At 70.3% G+C, this 25779-nt stretch carries 12 protein-coding genes; 5 read left to right on the top strand and 7 right to left on the bottom strand.

Annotated features, from left to right (window positions below; genetic code table 11):
* Positions 1-3: 3 nt before the first annotated feature.
* The 7 genes from AC0KTA_RS37715 to AC0KTA_RS37685 form a co-directional block, all read right to left on the bottom strand.
* Positions 4-8946, bottom strand: coding sequence for a non-ribosomal peptide synthetase (locus AC0KTA_RS37715; protein ID WP_481052695.1), 8943 nt, complete (start codon positions 8944-8946; stop codon positions 4-6).
* Positions 8943-16727 (bottom strand): amino acid adenylation domain-containing protein, encoded by a 7785-nt coding sequence (locus tag AC0KTA_RS37710; protein WP_481052694.1) that lies wholly within the window; start codon positions 16725-16727, stop codon positions 8943-8945. The genes AC0KTA_RS37715 and AC0KTA_RS37710 overlap by 4 nt, the downstream gene beginning before the upstream one ends.
* Positions 16728-16769: 42 nt before the next feature.
* Complete coding sequence (locus AC0KTA_RS37705; protein WP_481052693.1) at positions 16770-17957, bottom strand: NAD(P)/FAD-dependent oxidoreductase; 1188 nt, start codon at positions 17955-17957, stop codon at positions 16770-16772.
* Between the two features lie 97 nt (positions 17958-18054).
* On the bottom strand, positions 18055-18285 hold the full coding sequence (locus AC0KTA_RS37700) for a phosphopantetheine-binding protein (protein ID WP_481052692.1): 231 nt from the start codon (positions 18283-18285) through the stop codon (positions 18055-18057).
* A gap of 14 nt (positions 18286-18299) precedes the next feature.
* A complete protein-coding gene (locus AC0KTA_RS37695) occupies positions 18300-19895 on the bottom strand; it encodes an amino acid adenylation domain-containing protein (RefSeq protein ID WP_481052691.1) in 1596 nt (531 codons plus the stop codon).
* Between the two features lie 75 nt (positions 19896-19970).
* Entirely contained in the window at positions 19971-20567 is a 597-nt protein-coding gene (locus tag AC0KTA_RS37690) for an LmbU family transcriptional regulator (RefSeq protein ID WP_481052690.1), read from the bottom strand.
* Between the two features lie 295 nt (positions 20568-20862).
* The gene (locus AC0KTA_RS37685) at positions 20863-21087 is read right to left on the bottom strand and encodes an MbtH family protein (RefSeq protein WP_481052689.1); all 225 of its coding nucleotides are present in this window, start codon (positions 21085-21087) and stop codon (positions 20863-20865) included.
* A gap of 467 nt (positions 21088-21554) precedes the next feature.
* Here AC0KTA_RS37685 and ccrA point away from each other — a divergent pair, with 467 nt between their 5' ends.
* From ccrA to AC0KTA_RS37660, 5 genes are all read left to right on the top strand, one after another.
* Positions 21555-22910 (top strand): crotonyl-CoA carboxylase/reductase, encoded by a 1356-nt coding sequence (gene ccrA / locus AC0KTA_RS37680; protein ID WP_481052688.1) that lies wholly within the window; start codon positions 21555-21557, stop codon positions 22908-22910.
* 17 nt (positions 22911-22927) lie between these two features.
* Positions 22928-23092 carry a hypothetical protein gene (locus tag AC0KTA_RS37675; protein ID WP_481052687.1) on the top strand — a complete coding sequence of 55 codons (165 nt, stop codon included), beginning with the start codon at positions 22928-22930 and terminating at the stop codon, positions 23090-23092.
* Positions 23089-23970 (top strand): 3-hydroxybutyryl-CoA dehydrogenase, encoded by an 882-nt coding sequence (locus AC0KTA_RS37670; RefSeq protein ID WP_481052686.1) that lies wholly within the window; start codon positions 23089-23091, stop codon positions 23968-23970. Before AC0KTA_RS37675 ends, AC0KTA_RS37670 begins: the two co-directional genes overlap by 4 nt.
* A gap of 208 nt (positions 23971-24178) precedes the next feature.
* Positions 24179-24949, top strand: a complete 771-nt coding sequence (locus AC0KTA_RS37665; RefSeq protein ID WP_481052685.1) for a thioesterase II family protein — start codon at positions 24179-24181, stop codon at positions 24947-24949.
* On the top strand, positions 24936-25760 hold the full coding sequence (locus tag AC0KTA_RS37660) for an SDR family NAD(P)-dependent oxidoreductase (RefSeq protein ID WP_481052684.1): 825 nt from the start codon (positions 24936-24938) through the stop codon (positions 25758-25760). The genes AC0KTA_RS37665 and AC0KTA_RS37660 overlap by 14 nt, the downstream gene beginning before the upstream one ends.
* Positions 25761-25779: the final 19 nt, after the last annotated feature.

Genomic DNA, 25779 nt, shown 5'->3' with positions numbered 1-25779 from the left:
CTCTTACTCCTCTGTGAACATCTTGCGCAGGCCGGGGCGACGGGGAGCAGCCGATTCCTCCGTCCACGCGGCGAGCGCGGCCACTGTCGGCAGGTCGAAGATCTTGCGGATCGGTATCTCGATCTCCATCTCGGCGCGGGCGCGGCTGATCAGCCGGGTGGCGAGCAGGGAGTGCCCGCCGAGCTCGAAGAAGCCGTCGTCGATGCCGACCCGGTCCACGCCGAGCACCTCGGCGAACAGCTCGGCCAGGGTCTCCTCGCGGGAGGTGCGAGGTGCCCGGTAGGCGGTGGCGGTGTACTCCGGCTCGGGCAGCGCGGCCCGGTCCAGCTTGCCGTTCGGGGCGAGCGGCATCCGGTCGAGGACCACGAAGGCGGACGGCACCATGAAGTCGGGCAGCCGCTCCGAGACGAAGGGGCGCAGCGCCTTCGTCTCCGGGCCGGAAGGGTCAATCGTCGGAGCGTCACCGGTCGTCGGGTCGTCGCCGGTCGTGGGGTCGTCGCCGGTCGTCGGGTCGTCACCGGTGACGGCAGGCACGACGTACGCGACCAGTTGCCTGCCGGTGTTGCCGCCGCGCCCGTCGCGGGCGATGACCACGGCCTGTGCGACGCCGGGGTGCGCGGTGAGCGCGGCTTCGACCTCGGCGGGCTCGACGCGGAAGCCGCGCACCTTGACCTGCGCGTCCCCGCGGCCCACGTACTCCAGCTGACCCTCGCCGTTGACACGGGCCAGGTCACCGGTGCGGTACATGCGCGAGCCCGAGGGGCCGAAGGGGTCGGCGACGAAACGCTCGGCGGTCAGTGCGCCGCGGCCGTGGTAGCCGCGGCCCACGTTCCCCCCGACGTACAGCTCGCCGACCGCGCCCGGCGGCGCCGGGGCCAGACCGGGGCCGAGGACGTAGGTCCGCATATTGCCGAGCGGGGTGCCGACGGGCGCGCTGCCCGTACCGTCCCGCGTGTCGCCCGCCACGGTGAAGGTGGTGGCGTAGAACGACTCGCTCTGCCCGTAGGCGTTGACGACCCGCACACCCGGGAAGGCGTTCCGTGTCTTCTCGACGAGCGACGAGGGCAGGGCCTCGCCGGCGAAGACGACCGTCTCCACGCTGGTGCGGCCGGAGATCTCGTCGACGAGCTCGGCGAAGGCGGACGGCACGGTGGAGATGACACTGCCGCTCCAGCCCTTGTGGTCGCCCAGGACCAAGACGTCCGGGACGACTTCGACGACGCCGCCGGTGGCGAGAGTCGTGAAGATCTCGAACACGGAGACGTCGAAGTTGACCGACGTGCCCGCGAGGAGCCGCTTGCCCGGCTCCATCCCGATGCGCGAGGCCAGCCGCAGCACGCCGTTGACCACGCATCCGTGGGTGATGGCGACGCCCTTGGGCTTGCCGGTGGAGCCGGAGGTGTACATCACGTACGCCAACTGGTCCGCGTGGAGAGAACGGTCGAGGTCCGGGGCGTCCGCGGAGAGGTCCAGGGCGTCGAGGAGGACGTCCGGGGCGTCGTGCTCCACCAGCACCGCGGCCGTCGCGGTGTCCGTCAGGACCAGGTGCGGCCGCGCCTCGTCGAAGATGGGTACGAGGCGATGGCTGGGGTACCTGGGGTCGACCGGCAGATACGCTCCACCGGCCTTCAGGACCGCGAGCAGTGCCACCACCAGGTCGGCCGACCGCGGCAGCGAGACCGCGACCACCGACTCCGGGCCGACGCCGCGTCCGGCCAGTTCGCGCGCCAGGCGGTCGGCCCGGGCGGTCACCTCGCGGTACGTGAGTGACGTGCCCTCGGCGACCACGGCGACCTCGTCGGGGGTCCGCTCCGCCTGGGCCTCGACGAGCCCGGTGATCGTGGCGTCCGGGGTCGGGACGGCCGTGTCGTTGAACTCGACGAGCAGCCGGTCACGTTCGGCCGGCTCCAGGACGTCGAGCTGCGCGACCTTCAGTTCGGGAGTGGTCGCCAGCTGTTCCAGGACGCGCACGAACCGGGCCGCGTAGGCCTCCACCGTGTCCCGGTCGAAGAGGCCGGGCCAGTACTGGAGGAGGAACTCGAGGTGCTTGTCGGCCGCCGCCATCAGCGCCAGCGGGTAGTGGGTGCCGTTGGACGGGCGCAGGCCGGTGAAGGCGATCCCGTCCGCGGCCTCGGTGGCGGCGCTGATGCCCTCCCGGTCGACCGGATAGGACTCGAATACGACCAGCGTGTCGAAGAGGGTCTGCAGTCCGACGGACTGCTGGATCTGCGTGAGGCTGTAGTGGTGGTGCTCCATCAGGCCGGCCTGTCGGTGCTGAAGCCGGGTCACGACGTCGGCGAGGGTGTCGCCGGGCGCGTACTCCACGCGTACGGGCAGCGTGTTGATGAACATCCCGACCATCGACTCGACGTCCGGCACCCCGGGCGGGCGCCCGGAGACCGTGGCACCGAACACCAGGTCCTGGCGGCCGGTGAGCTGCCCGAGCAGCAGCGCCCACGCGCCCTGGACCAGGGTGTTGACGGTGACGCCCAACTCGGCGGCGCGCCGGCCGAGTTCGCCGGACACGTCGAGGGGGAGGCTGAACTCGATCTGGTCGAGGCCGTCGCCGCCCGCGGATCCCGGAGCGAGCAGGGTGGGCTCCTCGACCCCGTCGAGCTCGGCCACCCACGCCCGTGCCGCCTCGTCCTGGTCCTGCCTCGCGCGCCAGGCGAGGAACTCACCGTAGCTCCGCGTGCCGGGCAGACCGGTCGCGTCACCGTGGGATGCGTAGAGCAGCAACAGGTCCCGCATCAGCAAGGGCGTGGACCAGCCGTCGGACAGCACGTGGTGAACGGTCATCACCAGTTCGGCCCGGCCGGGCTCCAGAACGGCGAGCGCCAACCGCATCAACGGCGGGGTGTCCACGTCGAAGTGGGCGGCCCGGTCCTCGGTGAGGAACCGCTCGAACGTCTCGGTGCGCTCCGCCTCACCGGCTGCGGTCAGGTCGAGGTACTGCCACGGCAGGGTCACTCCCTGCGCGGGCACCACCTGGACGAAATCGCCGTCGGCCCGGTCGACGAACGCCGCACGGAGGTTGGGATAGCGGCCCAGCAGCGCCTGCCCGGCCCGGCGCATCCGCTCCGGCTCGACCTTGCCGGACAGCTGGAACACCAACTGGATGTGGTACGGGTCGAACGACGCCCCGGCCAGCATCGTGTGGAACAGGATTCCGGACTGTGCGGGGGTCGTCGGCCAGATCTCGGTCAGCTTGCCGAACCGGCTCTCCCAGGTGTCGATCTCCTCCTGGCGCACGTCGACCAGGGATGCGTCGGCCGGGGTCAGCCCACCCGCGTCGGGTGCCGCGGCGTGCTGGGCCAGGGCGGTGAGCGCCTGGACCCACAGCCCGGCCAGCTCGGTCACCTCGTCACGGGCGAGCACACCGGTCGGGAAGGCGAGATAGGCGGTCAGCTCGTCGCCGTCGCCGGTGTCGGCGGCCACCGCGTTGATCTCCAGTGCCGACAGCACAGGCATGTCGGCGTCCGGTGCGGCGATCAGGTCCTGGTGCGAGGTGTCCGGTGCCCAGCCCAGTCCGCACAGGTCTTCCGGGATGTCCGCGCCGGAGGTCCGGCCGAGGTAGTTGAACCCGATCTGCGGTTCCGGCGCGGCGGCCAGCACAGGGGCGGTGTCGGGGTTGAGGTGCCGCAGCAGGCCGTAGCCCATGCCGTTGTCCGGCACCGCCCGCAGCTGCTCCTTGACGGCCTTGATCACCCGGCCTGCGGCCGGACCGCCGGCGACGGCGTCCGCCACTTCGATGCCGTCCAGGTCGAGGCGCACCGGGTACAGCGAGGTGAACCATCCGATCGTGCGCGACAGGTCCGCGCCGGGCGCCACGTGCTCTTCCCGGCCGTGCCCTTCCATCCGCACCAGCGTCGAGGATGCGGGCACGCCCCGCGTCCGGCGCCACTGGGCCAGCGCCAGTGCGAGCCCGGCAAGGAGACCGTCGTCGGGCCTGCCACGGAACACAGCGGGGAGTGTGGTCAGCAAGGTCTCCGTGACGTCTGCCGGCACTCGGACGCGCACCGTGTCGACGGTGGCCGCGACGTCACGCGTGCGGTCCAGCGCCCGTGCTCCCAGCACCGGCTCCTTTTCGCGCAGGATCCCCTGCCACACGGGCAGTTCTGCCTCCCGCTCCGGACGAGCCGCCTCGGCGACCAGGGCGTGCGCCCACCGGCGCAACGAGGTGCCTGCCTCCACCGGTTCCGGGGCGCGGCCGTCCCGGACCTGCTGCCAGGACGAGATGAGGGCCGGTCCCAGGATCCGCCACGACACCCCGTCGACGACCAGGTGGTGCAGCACGATCAGCAGCCGGCCACCACCCGTGCCGGAGGTGAACCACACGAACTGCGCCATGACACCCGCGTCCGGGTCCAGCCGGCCTGCGGCCGCGTCCAGTTCGGCGTTCACGTCGGCGTCGCGGTCGGGGATCTCTCGCAGCAGTGCGTCGGCGTCCGCACTGCCCGGCGGCTCGATCCACAGGCCCGGCCCGGCCCGGTCGAGCCGGGAGCGCAACACGTCGTGCCGGTCCAGCACGGCCTGCAATGTCGCGACCAGTCCCGTACGGTCGATGTCCTCGGGCAGCGACAGCATCACGTTCATGGAGAACCGGCCGATGCCACCGCCCAGCGCGAGGACGTGTGCCGCCATCGGAGGCAGCGGGGCCCAGCCGACGCCGCCACCGGGCAGCTCGGCCAGGGTCGGGAGTGCTCCTTCTCGTCCTTCGACAAGTTCCGCGAGCCGAGCGACCGTCCGGTGCTCGAAGATCTCCCGCGTGCTGACCGTCAGGCCACGCGACCTGGCCCGCGCGACGACCTGGATGGAACGAATGCTGTCCCCGCCGGTGGCGAAGAAGTCGTCGTCGATGCCGACCCTCTCCAGGCCGAGCACTTCGGCGAACAGCGCGCTGAGGGTCTCCTCGCTCTGATTGCGCGGTGCCCGGCCCGTCGTCCCCTGCGCGTAGTCCGGCGGCGGCAGCGCCCTCCGGTTCAGCTTCCCGCTCGGAGTCAGCGGTATCTCCACCAGCGGTACGACGGCGGCGGGCACCATGTAGTCGGGAAGACGCCCTTGAAGGTGTTCGCGCAGCTCGGCGAGGAGCGGACCGATCGTCTTGGCGAGTGCGGGGGCGTTCGCCCGGACCCGGCTGCCCACCGCGCTGGGAACGAACGTGCCAGAGACCCGCGACTGCCCGGTCTGCCGCTCGGGCAGCAGCACCACGTCGAAGCAGCGCGCGTCCTCGCCCGACAGGGTGAGGACCGCGTCACGGCGGTTCTCGCCCGCCCACCCGAGCAGTTCTTGCGGATCGACCGGTTTGCCGGGCATGGGCTCCGGACCGAGGAGACCTGCCGCGACGGCCACGGTGGCCTCCTCGACCAGCCGCGCGTTGGGTATGCCGGTCACCCGCACCGGGCCGCCTCCCACCCGATCCTCGAGAGTGTCCAGGTCGGGCAGGTCGGACAGCTGCCCGCCCCATGGCACCGACGGCACGTCGGCCAGGTCGAGGACGTCAGCCGACTCCTTGTGGAGGACCACCTCGTAGCGGTGCCGGGTGAGTTCGTTGTGCGCCTGCCCCGGCTTCAACCGGATGTCGACACCGACGGAGCGGTCCGCCGCCCACTGGGTGAACCACTCCGGGGCCACCACCAGCTCCCGCTCGGCGAGCAGTTCCTTCTCCACCAGCGTCCGCAGCTCCTCGTACGAGGCGTGCGGGTGCGCCGCACGCTGCACCGCGGTGAGCAGAAGCCGGAGCGTCGTGGCGTTGCGGACGTCACCTACGACGACCCGGCCGCCCGGCGCGAGCAGCTCCATGGCCTCGCACAGAACCCGGTCCAGGTAGTCGGCGCTCGGGAAGTACTGCACCACCGAGTTCAGCACCACGGTGTCGAACCGGCCGCGAGGCAGGCCGGACAGATCGTCGGCCGCCTGGGCGCTCAGCCGGACCCGGTCGCCGTGGCCCGCCTGCTCAGCCTGTGCCCTGACCCGCTCCACCACCGGGGACGAGATGTCGGTGCCCCAGTACTCGTCGACCTCACCGACGATCCTTGCCATCAGCAGACCGGCACCGACACCGATGTCCAGCACCCGCCGCGGCGCGTACCGCAGCACCTGTGCCACCGCCGCGTCCCGCCACTCCTGCATCTGTTCACGCGGGATCGGCTCACCGTCGTACGACGACGTCCACATCTGGAAGTCCTCGCCCCACGCCTGATCCTCGGACGCGCGGTAGCTGTCGTCGTAGACCTGGCGCCATTCATCCGCCTGAGCGCCGACATCCGCCACCGCGGCATTCGGGTCAGGTACCACGTAGCCCACGAGACGCTTGTCGCCCTGCTGGCCTTCCCGCACCACGACGGTCGCCTGCGCCACACCGGGATGCTCCGCGAGCGCCTGCTCGATCTCGCCCAGCTCGATGCGGAATCCGCGGATCTTGACCTGGAAGTCGGTCCGCCCGAGGTATTCGACCTGGCCGTCCCTGTTCCACCGCGCCACATCGCCGGTGCGGTACATCCGGGTTCCCGGCGCACCGTAGGGGCAGGCGACAAACCGGTGCGCGGTCAGCGCGCTGTTCTCCACATAGCCCCTCGCCAACCCGGCACCGGCCAGGTACAGCTCACCGGCCACCCCCGGCGCCACCGGACGCAGCGCCGCGTCCAGCACGTACACCTGGGTGTTCCACACCGGCGCACCGATGGGCACCCGGTCCGCGCCCGGCACATGCTGCCACGCGGTGACCTCCACCGCCGCCTCGGTGGGTCCGTAGAGGTTGTGCACCCCACAACCCGGCAGCACGCCGACGACCCTGTTGGCCAGCGCGGCCGGAAACGCTTCGCCCGCGACCTCCATCCAGCGCAGACTGGTGCACGCCTTCGCCGCCGGCTCGGTGAGGAACACCTCCAGCAAGGACGGCACGAAGTCCGCACCCGTCACCTGCTCCTCCTGGATCAGCTTCGCCAGGTAGGCCGGATCCCGGCGGCCGTCCGGACGCGCGATCACCACCGCCGCACCGACCTGCAAGGGCGCGAACAGCTCCGGCACCGACACGTCGAAGCTTGCGGACGTGCTGAGCAGCACCCGGTCGTCGACCGTGACATCGAAGTGCGATAGGCCCCACGCCAGCCGGTTCATGATCGACCGGTGCGACACCTGCACACCCTTCGGCCCACCCGTGGAGCCGGAGGTGTAGATGACGTATGCCGTGTTGTCCGGCGACAGCGCACGCGTCGGGTTCGCCGTCGAGTGGCCGGATACCTCGGGAAGTGCTTCGTCGAGCACCAGCAGCGGCTTCGCGCTCTCCAGCACGTGCCGCACCCGGTCCTCGGGCAGATCGGGGTCGATCGGCAGGTAGGCCGCGCCCGCCTTGACCACCGCGTAGATCGCCACCATCAGGTCGACGGAACGCGGGACACGCACCGCGACCAGCCGCTCGGGGCCCGCGCCCTGCTCGACCAGCCAGTGCGCCAGTTGATTGGCGCGCCGGTTGAACTCCGCGTACGACAGCCTCTCCCGCTCCCCGATCAGCGCCAGACGATCGGGATCCCGCTCCACCTGCGCCTCGAACGCGCCCGGCAGAGTGTCCACGGCCACCGGCTGCGCGGTGTCGTTGGCCCCCCGCACCAACCACTCCCGCTCCTCCGCCGACAGCACGTCGACGTCCCCGAGCCGCACGCCCGGGTCGGCGACCGCCTGTCCCAGGATGCGCACGAGCCGGTCGACGATGTCGACAGCCGTGGTGTGGTCGAACAGTTCGGTCGCGTACTCGAGCCGCCCGTAGGCGCGTCCGGACGCCTCCGGAACGATGTTGAAGAACAGGTCGAACTTCGCGGTGTCGGTGCCCACGGGGACGAGTGAGACCCGCAGGTCCGGCATCTCGATCTCCGGCCACACGAACTGCCAGGCCAGCATCACCTGGAACAGCGGCTGGTACGAGGTGGACCGCTCCAGGTCGAGCAGTTCCACCAGCCGCTCGAACGGAACGTCCTGGTTGTCGTACGCGGCGAGCGCCTTGTCCCGGACCTGCTCCACCAGACCGCCGAACGAGGGGTTCTTCGAGAGATCGGCGCGCAGCACCCAGGTGTTGACGAAGAACCCGATCAGGTCGGCCAGGGCCTCGTCGGTGCGGCCCTCGATCGGGCTGCCGATCGTCACGTCCTCGCCGGCGCCCAGCTTCTGCAACAGCACCAGCAGGGCGGCCTGGACCACCATCGGGGCCGTGGCTCCGCGCTCCGCGGCCAGTTTCGCGAGGCCCGCGACCACCTCGGGCTCCAGCACGAAGTCGACGTGGTCGCCGCGGTAGCCGGCCACTGTCGGTCGTGGCCGGTCCAGCGGTAACCGCACCGGCTGCGGCACTTCGGCCAACTCCTGCCGCCAGTAGGCCAGTTGTGGCGCGGCGACGCTCTCTCGGTCGCCGTCCTCGCCCAGCAGTTGCCGCTGCCACATCGTGTAGTCCTTGTACTGCACCGGCAGGGGCGCCCACTCCGGTGCGCTCCCGCGGTGGCGGGCCGTGTAGGCCGACACCAGATCCCGGAGGAACGGGGCCATCGACGCCCCGTCCGCGGCGATGTGGTGGAACACGAACGTCAGGACGTGCTCCTGCGGGGAGATGCGGAAAACGGTGGTCCGCAGGGGGAGTTCCGTCTCCAGGTCGAAACTCGCTCCCACGGCCTCGCGCATCGCGCCGTCCACCGCTTCCGCGGCCACGTCGACCACCCGGAACTCCGGGGCCGCCTCCTCCGGGAGCAGGACCCGCTGCTCCGGCGTGCCGTCGGCGTTCTCGACGACCAGGGTGCGCAGGCTCTCGTGCCGGGTGACGACGTCCGTCACTGCCGCGACGAGGGCCTCCGTGTCCAGCGCGCCGTCCAGACGCAGCGCGAACGGAATGTTGTAGGTCGCGGATGGACCTTCCAGACGGTGGAGGAACCACATCCGACGCTGGGCGAAGGACAACGGGATCATCGACGCTTCTCCTGTACGGTCATCTGTCGCAGCTGGGGGCGTTTCGATGTGGCCAACTTCTCGATCCGCTGCGCCAGTTGGGCGACGGTCGGATTGCGGAACACCGTTGTGACCTTCACGTCGACGTCGAGCTCGCTGCGTATGCGGCCGATGAGCCGGGTGGCCAGCAGCGAGTGCCCACCGTGTTCGAAGAAGTCGACGTCGATGCCGACCTCCTCCACGCCGAGCAACTCGGCGAACAGCCGGCAGAGCACTTCCTCGTTGTGGTTGCGCGGCCCTCGTCCGGCGGCTGCGACTTCGCTGTGGTCGGGCGCGGGGAGCGCCTTGCGGTCCAGCTTCCCGCTCGTGGTCATGGGGAGCTCCGCGAGCGGCACGATCGCCGACGGGACCATGTACTCCGGCAGGGTCTCCCGGGCCAGCTCCAGCAGGGCCGTGGTGTCCACGTCGGTGTCCGTCTTGCCGTCGCCCGGCACCACGTATGCCACCAGGCGCTGGTCGCCGACGCGGTCCTGGCGCACCACGGCCACCGCGTTGTCGACGTCCGGGTGTGCGGTCAGTGTCTGCTCGACCTCGCTGAGTTCGATGCGGAAGCCGCGGATCTTGACCTGGAAGTCGGTCCGCCCGAGGTACTCGACCTGCCCGTCCTCGTTCCACCGCACCAGATCCCCCGTGCGATACATCCGAGTACCCGGCGCCCCGAAGGGACAGGCGACGAAACGGCTCGCGGTCAGGCCGAACTGCCCCAGGTAACCCCGGGCAAGCCCGGCACCGGCCAGGTAGAGCTCGCCGGCGACCCCCGGGGCGACCGGCCGCAACACCGCGTCGAGCACATACACCTGGGTGTTCCAGACGGGCGCACCGATCGGCACCCGCTCGGCCCCCGGCACGTGCTGCCACGCGGTGACCTCCACCGCCGCCTCAGTGGGCCCATAGAGGTTGTGCACCCCACAGCCCGGCAGCACATCCACGGCCTTGTTCGCCAGCGCGGCCGGGAACGCCTCACCCGCGACCTCCATCCACCGCAGACTCGTGCACTCCACCGCCGCCGGCTCCGCGACGAACGCCTCAAGCAGCGAGGGCACAAAGTCCGCACCCGTCACCCGCTCCCGCCGAATCAGGTCCGCCAGATAAGCCGGATCCCGGCGCCCGTCCGGACGCGCGACGACCACCGCCGCACCGACCTGCAAGGGCGCGAACAGCTCCGGCACCGACACGTCGAAGCTCGCGGACGTGCTGAGCAGCACCCGGTCATCGACCGTGACATCGAAGTGCGATAGGCCCCACGCCAGCCGGTTCATGATCGACCGGTGCGACACCTGCACACCCTTCGGCCCACCCGTGGAACCAGAGGTGTAGATGACATAAGCCGCATGATCCGCCGACAGACTGCGCTCCGGATTCGTGTCCGGATACCCCGACACGTCCGGAAGCACCTCACCGAGCATCAACAACGGCTTCGCGTCCTCCAGCACATGCCGCACCCGCTCCTCAGGCAGATCCGGATCAACCGGCAGATAGGCCGCACCAGCCTTGACCACCGCATAGATCGCCACCATCAGATCCACCGAACGCGGAACACACACGCCCACCAACCGCTCAGGGCCTGCACCCCGCTCGACCAACCAGTGCGCCAACCGATTCGCACGCCGGTTGAACTCCCCGTACGACAGCCTCTCGCCCTCCCCGATCACAGCCACCCGATCAGGATCACGCTCCACCTGAGCCTCAAAGGCACCCGGCAACGTCCCCACGGCCACAGGCCGGACCGTGTCATTGACCCCCCGCACCAACCAGTCCCGCTCCTCCTCCCCCAACACCTCAACAGCACCGACCGACACCAACGGATCCTCGAGCACCTGCTCCAACACCCGGACAAGCCGGGCGGCGATCCCCTCGGCCGCGTCGCGTTCGTAGAGGTTCTTCCGGTAGTCGAGGGCGAGCCGCAGATAGGGGTCCGAGGCGTTGAGCGTGAGTGCGTAGTGCGAGCCCGCGAACGGCCGGATGGCGTCGATCTTGAACCCCGCCGCGAGGTTCGCGTCGACGATGCCCTCGCGGTCGACCGGGTAGTTCTCGAAGACGACGATCGTGTCGAACAGGGCGGGCAGCCCGACGCCTCGCTGGATGTCGGCCAGCCCGTAGTAGTGGTGGTCGAGCAGCGCGGTCTGCCGGTCCTGGAGCTCGGTGATGACGTCGACCACGCGGTGGTCCGGCCGGCACAGAGCCCTGGTCGGCAAGGTGTTGATGAACAGGCCGACCATTTCGTCCGAACCGGCGAGATCCGCCGGGCGCCCGTTGACGGCGGCGCCGAACACCACGTCCTGCTGGCCCGTCAGCTTCGAGAGCAGGATCGCCCACGCCCCCTGCAGGAGCGTGTTCAACGTGACGCCGAGTTCCGCGGCACGCCGGGCGAGTTCACGCCCCTTGTCGATGGACAGCGGTACCTCGACCCGCCCGAGGGCGGCCGCCGCCTCCTGAAGGGGAGCGTTCGGAACCACGAGGGTCGGCTGGTCGAACCCGGCGAGCTCGGCGGCCCACCGGGCGGCCGACTCCTCCCGGTCCCGCGTGGACAGCCAGGCCAGGTAGTCACCGTAGCTTCGGACCGGGGCGGGCTCGCGGGTCCCGGAGTACAGCTGAATCAGATCCTTGAACACCAACGGCGACGACCAACCGTCGAACACCGTGTGATGCGCTGTGATGACGAGTTTCGCCTGCTGCGGCCCGCAGGTGAGCAGAGCCATGCGGAACAGCGGCGGCCGGAGGGGGTCGAGCCGGTCGGCCCGGTCGTCGGCGAGTGCCTTGTCGAGCGCCGCGTCCTGCTCGGCTTCGCTCCGGCCGGTCAGGTCGATGTGCCGCCACGGCAGGGCCACGTGTTCCGGCACCACCTGCACCGGATCGCCGCCGGCCGCGGTGAGGAAGGCGGAGCACAGATTCGGATACCGGTCGAGGAGGGCCTGCCCGGCCGCCCGCATGCGCGCCGGGTCCACATGCCCGGACAGGTGCAGCACGAACTGCATGTGGTAGACGTCGAAGGAGCCGTCGGCGACCGCGGCCTGGAACTGGATCCCGGACTGTCCCGGGGCCTGCGGCCACACCTCGACCAGTGGGCCGTAGCGCTGCTCCCAGGTCTCGATCTCGTGTCGGCGCACCGAGACCAGCGGGGCGTCCGAGGGCGTCAGCCCGCCGATCCCCGGGCGTGCGGCGTGCGCGGCCATGCCCTGCAGCACCTCGACCCACAACGCGGCCAGTTCCGCGGTCCGTTCACGGGACAGCACCCCGGTGGGGAACATGAAGGCGGTCTGCAGGCGAGTGCCGTCGGCGGTGTCCGTGGCGACCGAGTTGACCTCCAGCGCGGACAGCGCGGGCAGGTCCGGGTCGGGCGCCGGGACCAGCTCGGCGGACCAGGGCGCCGGTCCCCAGCCGTGCCCGCGCAGGTGCTCGGGCACGTCGGCGTCGGAGATCCGGCCGAGGTAGTTGAAGCCGATCTGCGGCGCCGGGTACTCCGCGAGCTGCGGGGCGGTCTCCGGGTTCAGGTAGCGCAGCAGTCCGTAGCCCACGCCCTTGTCCGGGATCCCGCGCAACTGCTCCTTGACCAGCTTGATCGCCGTACCGGCCGCGGGGCCGCCTGCCAGCACCTCGGCCAGGTCCACTCCGCCCACGTCGACCCGGGCCGGGTACATGCTGGTGAACCAGCCGACGGTTCGGGAGAGGTCGGCCCCGGGGACGACGTCCTCCTCACGGCCGTGCCCCTCCAACCGGACCAGGGTCGAACGGTCCGCGCCGCGCCACCGGTTCACCGCCAGGGCGAGCGCGGCGAGCAGCACATCGGTCCCGGTGCTCCTGAAGGCCGCGGGAAGCTTGGTCAGCACCGCCTCGGTGACCTCGGCGGACAGCTGCACCCGCACGGTGTCGACCGTGGCCATCCCGTCCACCGCCGGGTCGAGCGCCCGCGTGCCCAGCGGGGGGTTCGGCGCCTCGAGCATGTCCTGCCAGTACGCCAGTTCCGCTTCCCGCTCCGGGGCGAGCGCCTCGGTCTGCAGCGCCGACGCCCAGCGGCGGGCCGACGTCCCGACCGCGGGCAGCTCGGGCGTCCGGCCGGAACTGACCTGCTGCCACGCCTCGGCGAAGTCCGACATGAGGATCCGCCAGGAGACGCCGTCCACCACCAGGTGGTGCAGCACCACGAACAGCCGACCCGCGCCCGGCTCCGCGGCGAACCAGACGAAGTCCGCCATGGTCCCGGCTTCCGGGTCGAGCCGCCCGGTCGCCTCGTCCAGTTCCCTCTTCGCCAGGTCGAGCAGGGACGCCTCGTCCCACCGGCCGTCGCAGGGAACCCGGTGGATCAGGTCCGCCGCCCGCACGGAGCCCGCCGGACGCACGACGAGAGAGGGCTCGTCGCCGCGCACCAGCTGCGCGCGCAGGAGGTCGTGCCGGTCGAGCACGGCGTCCAGCGTCGCGGCAAGTCCGTTCGCGTCGATGCCCGCGGGAAGCTCCAGCGCCATCGCCATGGCGAACCGGTTCGTCACGCCACCGTGCTCGAACACATGCCGCGCGACCGGCTGCAACGGCATCGGGCCGACGCCGCCGCCCTCGTCTTCCGCAAGCGCGGGCGCCCGGTCCCGGCGGGCGGAGGCCGCCTCGGCCAGCCGGGCCGCCGTGCGGTACTCGAAGATCTCCCGCGTGGTGAGGTCCAGCCCCCGGGCCCGGGCCCGCGCCACCACCTGGATCGACCTCAGGCTGTCCCCGCCCACGACGAAGAAGTCGTCGTCGGCACCGACCCGGTCCACGCCGAGTACGTCCGCGTACGCCGCGGTGATGATCGCCTCGGCCTCGGTGGCGGGCTCCCGGTAGGCCTCGCCCACGAACTCCGGTTCGGGCAGCGCCGAGCGGTCCAGCTTGCCGGTCGGCCCGAGCGGCAGGCGGCCGAGGGTCACGAAGACCGACGGCACCATGTAGTCGGGCAGCCGTGCCGCGACGAATCGGCGCAGCTCGGCGGCCGAGACACCGGCCATCACATCCGCCACATCGCCGATCCCGCCGGCGCCGTCGTCACCGACGGCTCCCTCGCCGACATGCACCACGTACGCGACGAGCCGCCGCCCGCCCGAGGGCACCTCCCGGCTGACCACCACTGCCTCGCTGATCCCGGGGTGCAGCGCGCACACGGCCTCGACCTCGGCCGTTTCGATGCGGAAGCCGCGCACCTTCACCTGGCCGTCGCTCCTGCCGAGGCACTCCAGCCGACCACGTGCGTTCCAGCGGGCCAGGTCGCCCGTGCGGTACATCCGCTCACCCGCGGGGCCGAACGGGTTCGCCACGTAGCGCTCGGCGGTCATACCCGGGCGGCCGTGGTACCCGCGGCCCAGGCAGGTCCCGGCCACATACAGCTCCCCGATCGCGCCCTGCGGCACCGGAGCGAGTCCCGGGCCCAGCACGTAGGCCCGCATGTTCCCCAGCGGGGTGCCGATGGGCGCGACGTCGCTGTCCGCCCACTCCTCGGACGCGGCGAGGGAGAACGTGGTGGCGTAGAAACTCTCGCTCTGCCCGTAGGAGTTCACGATCTGCACCCCGGGCAGGGCCTCGCGCACCTGACGCACCAGCCGGGCCGGGAGCACATCGCCCGCGAAGACGACCGTGCGCACGTCCGTCGTCTTCTCCAGGTGGCCGATCAGTTCCCCGAGCACCGCGGGGACCGCGCTGATGACCTGGCCGTCCCAGGAGTCCCGCTCGGCGAGCGTCAGCGCGTTCGGCACCACTTCGGCCGTGCCGCCGGTGGACAGGGCGGTGAGCAGCTCGAAGACCGAGACGTCGAAGTTCACCGAGGTGCCGGCAAGCATCCGCCAACCGGGCGGCGCGTCCAGGACGCGCACCAGCTCCCGTATCCCGTTGACGACATTGCGGTGGGTGATCATCGCACCCTTCGGCTTGCCCGTGGAGCCGGAGGTGTACATGACGTACGCCAGGTTGTCCGGACCCGGCGGCGAGATCCGGCCCGCGTCGTCCGGCGGTCCCTCGAGCGAGGCCCATTCCGCTCGGTCGTCCAGGTCGACGATCGCGATGTCGTTCCGCGGCAGGTTCTGCCACGCCTCAGTGTCGGTGACCGCGAACCGCGGAGCCGCTTCGGACAGCACGGTCTCCGCTCGCCCGCCGAGGTACTGCGGGTCCATCGGCAGGTACCCGGCACCGGACTTGAGGATGCCGAGCAGGCCGACCGCCAGGTCCTCCGTGCGCGGCAAGGCCAGCACCACCAAGTCCTCCGGCCCGGCACCGCGCCGGACCAGCTCCCGCGCGACGCCGTTCGCCCGGTCGTCGAGCTCCCGGTAGGTCAGCGTCCGGCCGTCGCACACGATCGCCGGCGCGTCCGGCGTCCTGGCCACCTGGCTTTCGAACAGCTCCGGGACCGTCAGCTCGGACACCGCTGTGGCCGTGTCGTTGAACTGGCGGAGCAACCGGTCCCGCTCGGTCGCGCCGAGCACGTCGATGCCGCCGATCCGGCGCTCCGCGTCGGCCGCGAGTCGGCCCAGCACGCGCACGAACCGGTTCGCGATGCCCTCGACCGTGTGCCTGTCGAACAGTTCGGTGGCGTACTCCAGACGGCAACGCGCCCCGCCCGAGCCGTTCGGGATGATGTCGAAGAACAGGTCGAACTTGGCTGTTCTGGTCTCGAGCCTCTCGGCCCGGGCGTCGAGGCCGGGGAACTCCATCTCCGGCACAGGCGGCTGCCAGGCGAGCATCACCTGGAAGAACGGGTTGTAGGCGGTGGACCGGTCCGGGTTCAGCAGCTCCACCAGCCGCTCGAACGGCAGGTCCTGGTTGTCGTACGCGGCGAGGGCCCGGTCCCGCACCCGCTGGAGCAGTTGGAGGAAGGTCGGGTTCCCGGAGAGGTCGACGCGCAGCACCCAGGTGTTGACGAAGAAGCCGACGAGGTCCCGCAGTTCCCTGTCGGTGCGGCCCGCGATCGGTGCGCCGATGGGCACATCGTCACCGCAGCCGAGATGGTGCAGCAGGACCGCCAGCGCGGAGTGCATGACCATGGACATCGTGGTGTCCGCCTGCGCGGCCAGCTTCTCCACGGACCGGAGCAGGTCGGGGTCGATGGAGAACGGGACCATGTCGCCGCGGCGGCTCATCGCCTTCGGGCGCGGCCGATCGGTGGGCAGGGCCAGCGGCTGTGCCAGATCGGCCAGGGTCTGCCGCCAGTACTCCAGCTGCCTGGCCGCCAGGCTGTGCGGATCGGACTCGTCGCCGAGCATGTCCCGCTGCCACAGCGTGTAGTCCGCGTACTGCACCGGGAGCGGCTCCCACGCCGGGGGCCTGCCCTCCGTGCGGGCCGCGTAGGCATCGAGGAGATCGCGGAAGAGCGGCCCGAAGGACTCCCCGTCCACGGCGATGTGGTGCATCACCAGCACCAGGGTGTGCTCGCGCTCTGCGCACCGCAGCAGCCTGGCGCGGATCGGAACGTCGGCGGCCAGGTCGAAGGTCGCGGTGGCCACCTCGTCGACGGCCGCCGGCTCCTCCTCCTTCGCGACCTCGACGACCGGCAGGTCCAACGGCTTCCGACCGGAGGGCAGCACCTGCTGGTGCGGGACGCCGTCGTCGCCCTCGACGATCACCGTGCGGAGGGCTTCGTGCCTCTCGATGACATCGCGGAGCGCCGACTCCAGCGCGCCCACGTCCAGTTCACCGGTCAGCCGCAGGGCGAAAGCGCCATTGTAGGTCGGCGACGGGCCTTCGAACCGGTCCACGAACCACAGCCGACGCTGCGCGAACGACAACGGGATCATTGCTTCTCCAAATCGGCAGGACACCAGGGAGAGAGCCGTTACTCAGCTCTGGTCGAGCAGCGTCAAGAGTTCGGCGTTGTAGAAGTCGTCGATGGAGCAGGCGCCCGACACCGTCGAGAAGTACCGGTCGGTCAGCTCCTGGTGACCGGCCAGTGTCCGCAGCAACTCGGCCCGGCCGTCGGGCTTGAGCTCGGCCACGTTGAGCGCGCCCTGGTAGACGTCGGAGAAGGTGTCGTCCAGGTCGTCCTCGTAGCCTTGCAGCGCCACGTCGAGTGCCGCGTCGTCGTGCAGTCGCTCCCCGATGTGCTCGGTGAGCGACTGGGCCTGGATGAAGGCGTCGGTGATGCCGCGGGCGGTGATGGAGTCCTTGTGGTGCACCGCGTCACCGAGCAGCACCCACCCGGGACCGAAGGCCTTGCGGAAGTAGTTCTCCTGGTGCCCCGTGCCGTACAGCTGCTCCACGCGGCTGCCCGCCGACATCCGCTCGTACAACTCGGGCGCCGTCGTGCGGACGGCGTCGAGGTAGGCGGGTTCCACCGCGGTGCGAACCTCGGAGAACTCGTCCTGCGGGAAGTAGGCCATGATCAGCGTGAGGTCGTCGTTGGTGGGGATGACCCCGATCCAGCGCCCCTGCCGCTCGTACAGCTCGAAGTGCGCGGGAACCCCGGCCCAGTAGCTGTAGTAGGTGCACGTCATACGCGGATGCTCGATGACGTTCTGCGCGCCGGCCTTGCGGGCCACCAGCGACCGCATGCCGTCCGCGCCGACGACCAGCCGCGCCCGGTCCGTCGCCTCGGCGCCGCCGGGCGTCGTGTACCGCACCCCGACGACCCGGTCGTCCTCGAACACGAGATCCGTGACGGCGCAGCCCTCACGGAAGTCCGCTCCGGAGGCCACGGCACCGCCGGCGAGGATGGGGTCCAGCACGTACCGTCGCGGCGCGTACGTGGTCCGGTAGCCGTCGACCGGCAGGGAGAAGCCGTCCAGCCGGACGCCGGGCGCCTCGTAGCTCTGGTGGTCGATCGGCCGGCAGCCCGCGTCGCGGAGTTCGTCGAGCAGCCCCCACCGGCCCAGGAGTGCCACGCCCGGCTGGTGGATGTAATGCGAGGACAGCGTGTCCTGCGGGAATCGCGCTTTCTCCAGGAGCAGGACTCGGTACCCCTGCTGAGCGAACAACATGGCCGCCGGCGAACCCGCACAACGGGCACCTATGACAATGACGTCGTACATGGCGCCTCTCTGATCAGGTGGTTTTTGGCCCAGCGCGGCCACAGCCGGAAGCGCCGAGGAGAAAAGACACACGAAACGGCATCAACCGCGCCTGACACTATTGGGTGGCCGCACCCGTGGATTCGATGTACGCGGAGATCGACGCCACCGTCGGGTTGAGAAACATCTGGTCCACCGGAACCTCGACGCCCAACTCCTCAATGAAAGCCATCTGGATTTTGGCCATGATCACGGACTGACCACCCAGGGCGAAGAAATTGTCGTCGACCGATATATCGTCTTGCTGAAGTTCCCGGCACCAGATGCTGCGCACCCTGTCGGCGATCATCACAGTCCCCTCGGTTATCGGTAAGGTCCGTCGGCCATGCCGTCGGCGTACTCGTTCTTGCATTCATCGACCAGCGCAGCGCGGTCCACTTTCCCGTGCGGGCTCAACGGAAGCCGCGGAATACTGACGAACCTGGCCGGAACCATGTTTCGCGGCAGCGTCTCGAGGAGGTGGGCGCGCACGTCGTTTCCGGTGAGACCGTCTGCCGCCGGGACGATGAATGCGATCAGCTCGGCCTCGCCGGAGTCCGTGTACCTGACGACGACGGCGGCCTCCCGGACCCCGGCCAGCCTGCCGAGCGCGCGCTCGACGTCGGTGGGATCGATGCGCATGCCCCGCACCTTCACCTGCGCGTCCATCCGGCCGGCGACGACGAGTTCCCCGGCCTCGTTCACCCAGCCGCGGTCACCCGTGCGGTAGATCCTGCGCGGCGCGCCGTCGATCACGACCGTCGTGAACCGCTCGGATTCGGGACCCGTGCCGCCCAGGTAGCCGGCGCCGACGCTGGTCCCGGAGATGCAGATTTCGCCGTACTCCCCCGCCCCGACACCGCGCATCCGCTCGTCGAGGATGTGGATGTCGGTGTTGTAGGCCGGCGTACCGACGGGTGCGATGTCGTGTTCGCCGGGCCGGTAGCCGGCGAGGTCGTACGACGTCGCGACGTCCGTGCACTCGGCGACGCCGTACTGGTGCAGGAGGGTGCACGTGTTGCCCTCGCGCCGGGCCCAGTCCGCGATCCGTTCGATGCGCAGCGGCTCCCCGCCGAAGAGCACGTAGTCCAGCCGGGTGAGCGCCTCACCGCCCCGTGCGGTCTCCCAGTCCACCAGCAGGTACAGCGTGCTGGAAGCACAGTGCACCACGCGTATGTCGTGCTGGGCCACCATGCGGTAGGCCATCGCGGCGTCGAAGTTCCGGCTGGCCATGAGGTGTTGGGTGGCGCCGCAGAACAACGGCATCATCAGGGCGCGCTGGGAGAGGTCGAACCCGAATGCGCTGACGACCAGATTGCTCGACCCGCGGTGCAGACCGTATTCGAGCATCAGCCAGTTCAGCAGGTTGAACCAGCCCTCGTGCCGCACCGCGGTCACCTTCGGCGTACCGGTCGACCCGGATGTGAAGACCGCGTAGCACACGTCGTCCCCGGTGACCGTGACGTCAGGATCGGTGGCCGGGAGACCTGCCAGGTGATCGGACAGTTCCTCCAGGCCGACGATCTCGACGGCCGCCGACTCGACCGGACCGGCCGTCGCCGGGGAGGCCACGATCAGGGCGAGATCCGGGACCTGCTCCAGCAGCAGTCGCAGTCTTGCCGCCGGGTAGGACGGGTCGAACGGTACATAGGCCGCGCCTGCCTTCAGAGTGCCGAGGACGGCGACGACCATGTCGATCGAGTAGTCGAGGCAGACCCCGACCTTCGCGCCCCGGCCGTGTCCGCGCGCGGTGAGGAAGTGCGCGAACCGGTTCGCCTGCGCGTTCAGTTCCGCGTACGTCATCCGCTGTCCGGCGCAGACGACGGCAACGGCGTCGGGGGTGGCTTCCGCATGCGCCTCGAACTGCCGGTGGACGACGGGCGTCGCGGGCAGGGCGACGCGCTTTCCCTGAAGGATCATCAGCTGACTCCGATGGGGAGGTGTCCCGTCGGGCGAGCCGCCGGCACGCCACGAGGAACGGAGCTTGTCCGGCACTCAGACGGTGCGCCGATCGGCGGCGTCGAGCACCTGGGTCACCCACTTGTCGATGGGCAGACCGTGCGCGGCGGCCACTTTCGCGTAGCAGTCCAGTTGACCGGCGGACAGCTCGATGGTGAGCGTGGTGGCCTTCCGCCGACTCATGTCGGCACCCGCGGACTCGGCCGCCTTGGGTGCCTCTTGCTGCTCGTTGCCGCTGCTCGGGGGGATGCCGGGGGTGTCGGACTGCTCGGCCAGGCTGGCGCGGACCACCTTGCGGAGTTCGTTGCGCGACCACTTCTGCTGTTCGGCCGTGCGCAGCCAGTAGTCTTGCTCCGGTGGCGACAGGCGGGTCACCTCGGCGTGGTGGGCGAAGCTGAGGCCGTCCCGCCGGCGGTGGTGCTCGAACCGCCGGGCCACCCACGCATAGTTGCGCAGGGTCTGGTAGTCGAGCCCTGTTCGCTCGATCGCCTCCCGGTACCGCCGCCACCCGTAGGCTTCCTCACCGAAGATCAACCAGTCGCCGAGCCACCACGCCGAGGAATTCGTGAGCTCGCGCAGGCTGGCCCCGATCTGGACCCAGGATCGCTCCGACAGGTTCCGCGAAAAGGTCATCCCTGTCTTCTGCACCTGTGCTTGTTCCCCCACGAAGGACAGCAGCACATCGCGCTGGGCGAGCTCACCACCGGCTAACCCTGCTTTGTTACGACTCGCGGTTCTCACTGGACGGCCCTCACAAGCTTCATCTCCCAACCACATTGTTCGCCTGGGCGTGAACCGATCGCTCGATCGGGCGCCCGGGCAGCAATTACCGTCGTTCCGCATCCGTCGGCCTGCGCACCAGCGGGGAGCCGCGGGTCCGCGATGACCGGCGGGCGCGTGTCGTACGGCCCCTCTGCGCGACCGACGTTCAGTCCGCCGCCATGGCCTCTCGCAGGCTCCTCGGGCGCAAGTCGGTCCAGTGCCGCTCGACGTACTCCAGGCACTCAGCCCTGGCCGCCTCGCCGAATACCACCCGCCAGCCTGCGGGCACCTCGGCGAACACCGGCCACAGGGAGTGCTGCTCCTCGTCATTGACCACGACGTAGAAGCTGCCGTCCTCGTCATCGAATGGGTTTGTGCTCACTGCCACCATCCTCAGTCGTCAAGGAGATCTCGGGACAGGAACTCTCCAGGGCCGCGCACCGGTTCGCAGATCGGCGTTTGTCCTGTCGACAGGACACTTTGTCCTGTCGACAGGACACCGGGTATCCGCGGCCATCCTGGAATGCCGAGGCCACGCTAGGACTCGACCGCCGACTCCGCAAGGAACGGCAGAATTGCTGAACTCCCGGTCGTCCGCCCGGACCTGTATCCCACTGGGGTTCTGTGTCACGATGGCCGAGCAGTGGCCCGTAGACAGGCCTACTCAATTTCGGGTTGAACCCATCTCCTCCCGCCAAGGCGATCAAGGGAGCGCGCGGCTGATTACGGGCCTGCGCAGGTAGCCCGCCACGGCTTGGTCTCCCGAGTGAAGAGACGTCGGAACAGCCCTATTCCAGTCGAACTCCGTCGCACAGCGGCGCCCGCACTTGCGCCGCAACGAGGGCAAAGGAATTCCTGATGGACGCATTGGCCGAAGCCGTGCTCGCGGGTGCTTCGCCGGACGAACTGAGCCAGGAGGACGTGCCGGGCGAGTACCTGGCCGCATACCTGCACGCGGAAGACACCCGTATGTTCGGCGACGCCCCGGACAAGGATGTGCGCCGCTCACTCCGGGTGGGCCGGGTGTCGATGCCGGAACTGGCGCCGGACGAGGCACTGGTCGCGGTCATGGCCAGCTCCGTCAACTACAACACCGTCTGGTCGGCGACGTTCGCACCGCTGCCCACCTTCGACTTCCTGCGCCGGTTCGGCCGCCAGGGCGGCTACGCCGCCCGGCACGACCGGCCGCACCATGTCCTCGGCTCGGACGGCGCCGGCGTGATCGTGCGCGTCGGCACGGGCGTGCGGCACTGGCGCGTCGGCGACCACGTGGTCGTCTCGCCGTCCTACGTGGACGACCAGGAGCCCGCGACGCACGCCGACGGGATGCTCGGCAGGGAGCAGCGCGTGTGGGGCTTCGAGACCAACTTCGGCGGCCTGGCCCACTACGCGGTGGTGCGGGTCAACCAGCTCGTGCCCAAACCCACGCACCTGACCTGGGAGGAGGCCGCGGCCGTGCCGCTGTGCGGCAGCACCGCCTACCGGATGCTGGTCGGCGACCGCGGCGCGCGCATCAAGCAGGGCGACATCGTGCTGATCTGGGGGGCGGTCGGCGGCCTGGGCGCCTACGCGGTGCAACTGGTGAAGGCGGGCGGTGGCATCCCGATCGGTGTGGTCGGCTCGGAGGAGAAGGCACGCGCGCTGCGCCGACTGGGCTGCGACGTGGTCGTCAACCGCAACGACATCGGTCTCGGCCACCACGTCCCGAGCCCGGACGAGGCCATCGACCTGGGCAAGCAACTCGGCAAGCGGATCCGGGCCGAGGTGGGCGAGGACCCTCATGTGGTGTTCGACTACGTCGGCGCCGCCACCTTCGGCGTCTCGGTGTTCGTGGTGCGCAAGGGCGGCACGGTCATCACCTGCGGGTCCAGCACCGGTTACCAGCACCAGTACGACAACCGCTACCTGTGGATGAATCTCAAGCGGATCATCGGCAGCCACGCCGCCAACTGGCAGGAGCTGCAGGAGTGCAACCGGCTGGTGCAGCTGGGCATGCTCGTCCCCGCGCTCTCGACGACGTACCCGCTCGACGAGATCGGCGAGGCCACCCGGCTGGTGCAGAACAACCAGCACACCGGCAAGGTCGGTGTGCTGTGCCTGGCCCCGCACACCGGGCTCGGGGTCACCGACCCCGCGTTGCGCGCCCGGATCGGCGCGGACCGGCTCAACCCGCTGCGGGACCCGGCCCCGGTCGTCACCGGGTCCATCGGCTGACCAGGAGGTACCCGACCGTGACCGAGCACGCTGTGGGCATCTTGGGGACGGACTCGTACGCCCCGGAGGAGCAGATCGGCAACACCGAGGTGACCGAGCGCGTGGGCGTCGGGCCGGAGTGGATGCGGTGCAGGACGCGGAACATCGGCGCCTGCCTGCTGTGGTGGGGGGTGCCCGCATGACCGGGACCGCCGGCCTGCCGGATGCCGTCCACCGGGTGGGAATCGTCGGCTGCGGCACGATGGGCTCCGGTATCGCCGACGTGTGCGGCCGGGCCGGACTGGACGTCGTGGTCGTGGTCTCCGGGCCCGGCGCCGTGTCCGCCGGGCGCGAGCGGCTGGTCGCCTCACTGGACCGGGCCGTGGCCCGCGGCAAGGTGTCCGAGGCCGACCGGGATGCCGCGCTGGCGCGCATCGCGTTCACCGCCGACCTCCACCACCTGACCGACCGTGACCTCGTGGTGGAGGCGATCCGGGAGGACGAGGACGCGAAGTCCGAGCTGTTCGTGGCGCTGGACAAGGTCGTCGAGTCCCCGAGCGCCATCCTCGCGTCGAACACCTCGTCCATCCCGATCACACGCCTGGCCACCGTCACCAGCAGGCCGGAGCGAGTGGTCGGCGCGCACTTCTTCAACCCGGTGCCCGTGCTGCCACTGGTGGAGCTGACCGGTTCGCTGCTCACCGAGGAGCACGTCCTGCTGCGCATGACCGAGTTCGTCGAGGTCACCCTCGGCAAGACGCCGATCCGCACGCCGGACCGGTCCGGCTTCGTGGTCAACGCCCTGCTCATTCCCTACCTGCTGAGCTCGATCAGGATGGTCGAGTCCGGCGTCGCCACGGCCGAAGTGGTCGACCAGGGCATGACGCTCGGCTGCTCGCACCCCCTGGGGCCGCTGCGGCTGAGCGACCTGATCGGCCTGGACGTCGTCGCCGCGATAGCCGAGTCCCTGCACCGGGAGTTCCGCGAACCGCAGTTCGCCCCGCCCGCCCTGCTGCTCCGCATGGTGGAGGCCGGACTGCTGGGCAAGAAGTCCGGCCGCGGCTTCTACTCCCATTCCTGAGCGGTTCCACCGGAGGCGACGAGCGTGCACCACGGCGTGTCTCGCCGGCGAGACACAACACGACATCGAGCACCTCTTGGGCGGTGGTCCCGGAGAGACATTCCGCACCGCCGCGGTAGCTAGCATTCGCACACGGTTCGACATCCACCATCCATCTGCCCAGGACGGACATCCGAGCCGTCCGGGAGTCACGCCTGGAGGCAATGCCGTGACCAAGACGACGACTTCGGGGCGCGGCAAGGTGCCGTTGCTGTGCCTTCCGTTCGCCGGGGGCGGAGCGAATTTCTTCCGCCCGTGGAACGGGATGGACAGCCTGAGAGGGGTGGTGGCCACGCCGCTCCAGCTACCCGGCCGCGAGCGCCGGCTGGACGAGGAGCCGTACCGGGACGTGCACGTTGCGGCGGACGGATTGCTCCCGGCCGCGCTCGAGGCGGCGGGCGAGGGCCCCGTCGCCGTGTTCGGGCACTGCTTCCTCGGCGCGGTGCTCGCCTACGAACTCACCCGGCGCATCACCGAGACCGGGTCCCACGAGGTGGTGCACCTGTTCGTCAGCGCGGCGCGCCCGCCGTCCGCCGGCGCGGTCAGCGACGTGTCCGGGCTGACCGACGACGCATTCCTCGAGCACGTCGAGAAAACCACCGGGCGCCAGTACGACGCCTTCGACGTACCTGAAATACGCGAGCTGCTGATACCGACACTGCGTGCCGATTACGCCATGGACGAGGGCTACCGGCCGAGCGGCGGAGCCCCCCTCGACGTCCCGGTGACGGGGGTGTACGCCGCGGGCGACTCGTTCGTCTCCCGTGGCGATGTGGCCGAGTGGCAGGACGTGACCACCGCCGGCTTCTCCCTCGCGGAGCTGCCCGGAGGCCATATGTATCCGGCAGATGATCCCGAGCCGTTGCTCGCACTGATCTCCGAGACCATCGCTGCCGGCCGTGTCGGCTCCGGAAGGAGGCTCACCCATGGGACTGCATGACAAGACCGTCGTCATCACGGGCGCGGCCAGGGGGATTGGCCGGGCCTGCGCCGTGCGGGCCGCCGAGGAGGGCGCGGACGTCGTTCTCATCGACATCGCCGGTGACCTTCCAGAGGTCCCCTACGCCCTTGGTTCCACGACCCAGTTGGAGGAGACCGCACGGCTGTGCCGTAAGAACGGCGTGTCCGTGCTCGTCGCCACGGCGGACGTCCGCTCGCGGTCCGCCGTGGCATCGGCCGTCACGGCCGCGGTGGACCGGTTCGGGCGGATCGACGCCCTGATCAACAACGCGGGGGTGGGGGCACCGTCGGGGAAGGCCGCGCACGACTTCACTGAGGAGGAGTGGCAGGTCGTGCTGGATGTGAACCTCTCCGGGCCATGGCACCTGATCACGGCGGTCGCGCCGGTCATGGTCGCCCAGAGGTCGGGCAGCATCGTCAACGTCGCGTCGACGGCCGGCCTCGTCGGCTACCGCCACTTCGCCGGATACGTCGCCTCCAAGCACGGGTTGGTCGGCCTGACCAAGGCGGCCGCGCTGGACTACGCGCCGCTGAACATCCGGGTCAACGCGCTGTGCCCGGGTCCGGTGCGGGACGACCCGGCCGTGGACGGCCAGATGACCGCGGTCGTCGCCGACGCGCTCGGCATCACCTACGAGGAACAGGAAGCCGTCTACCTGGAGTCGGTGGCGACCGGTTCGCTGGTCGACCCGGCCGACGTCGCCGGTGCCGCGATCTGGCTCGCCGGCGACGACTCCCTCAAGGTCACCGGAACGGTGATCCCCGTGGATGCCGGTTTCTCCGCCCGCTGACCCCTCTCCCGGCCTCACC

The organism is Streptomyces sp. Y309, from assembly GCF_056712025.1.
Note: the sequence above shows the minus strand (reverse complement) of the source record. Positions and strands in the feature narration are given on the sequence as shown.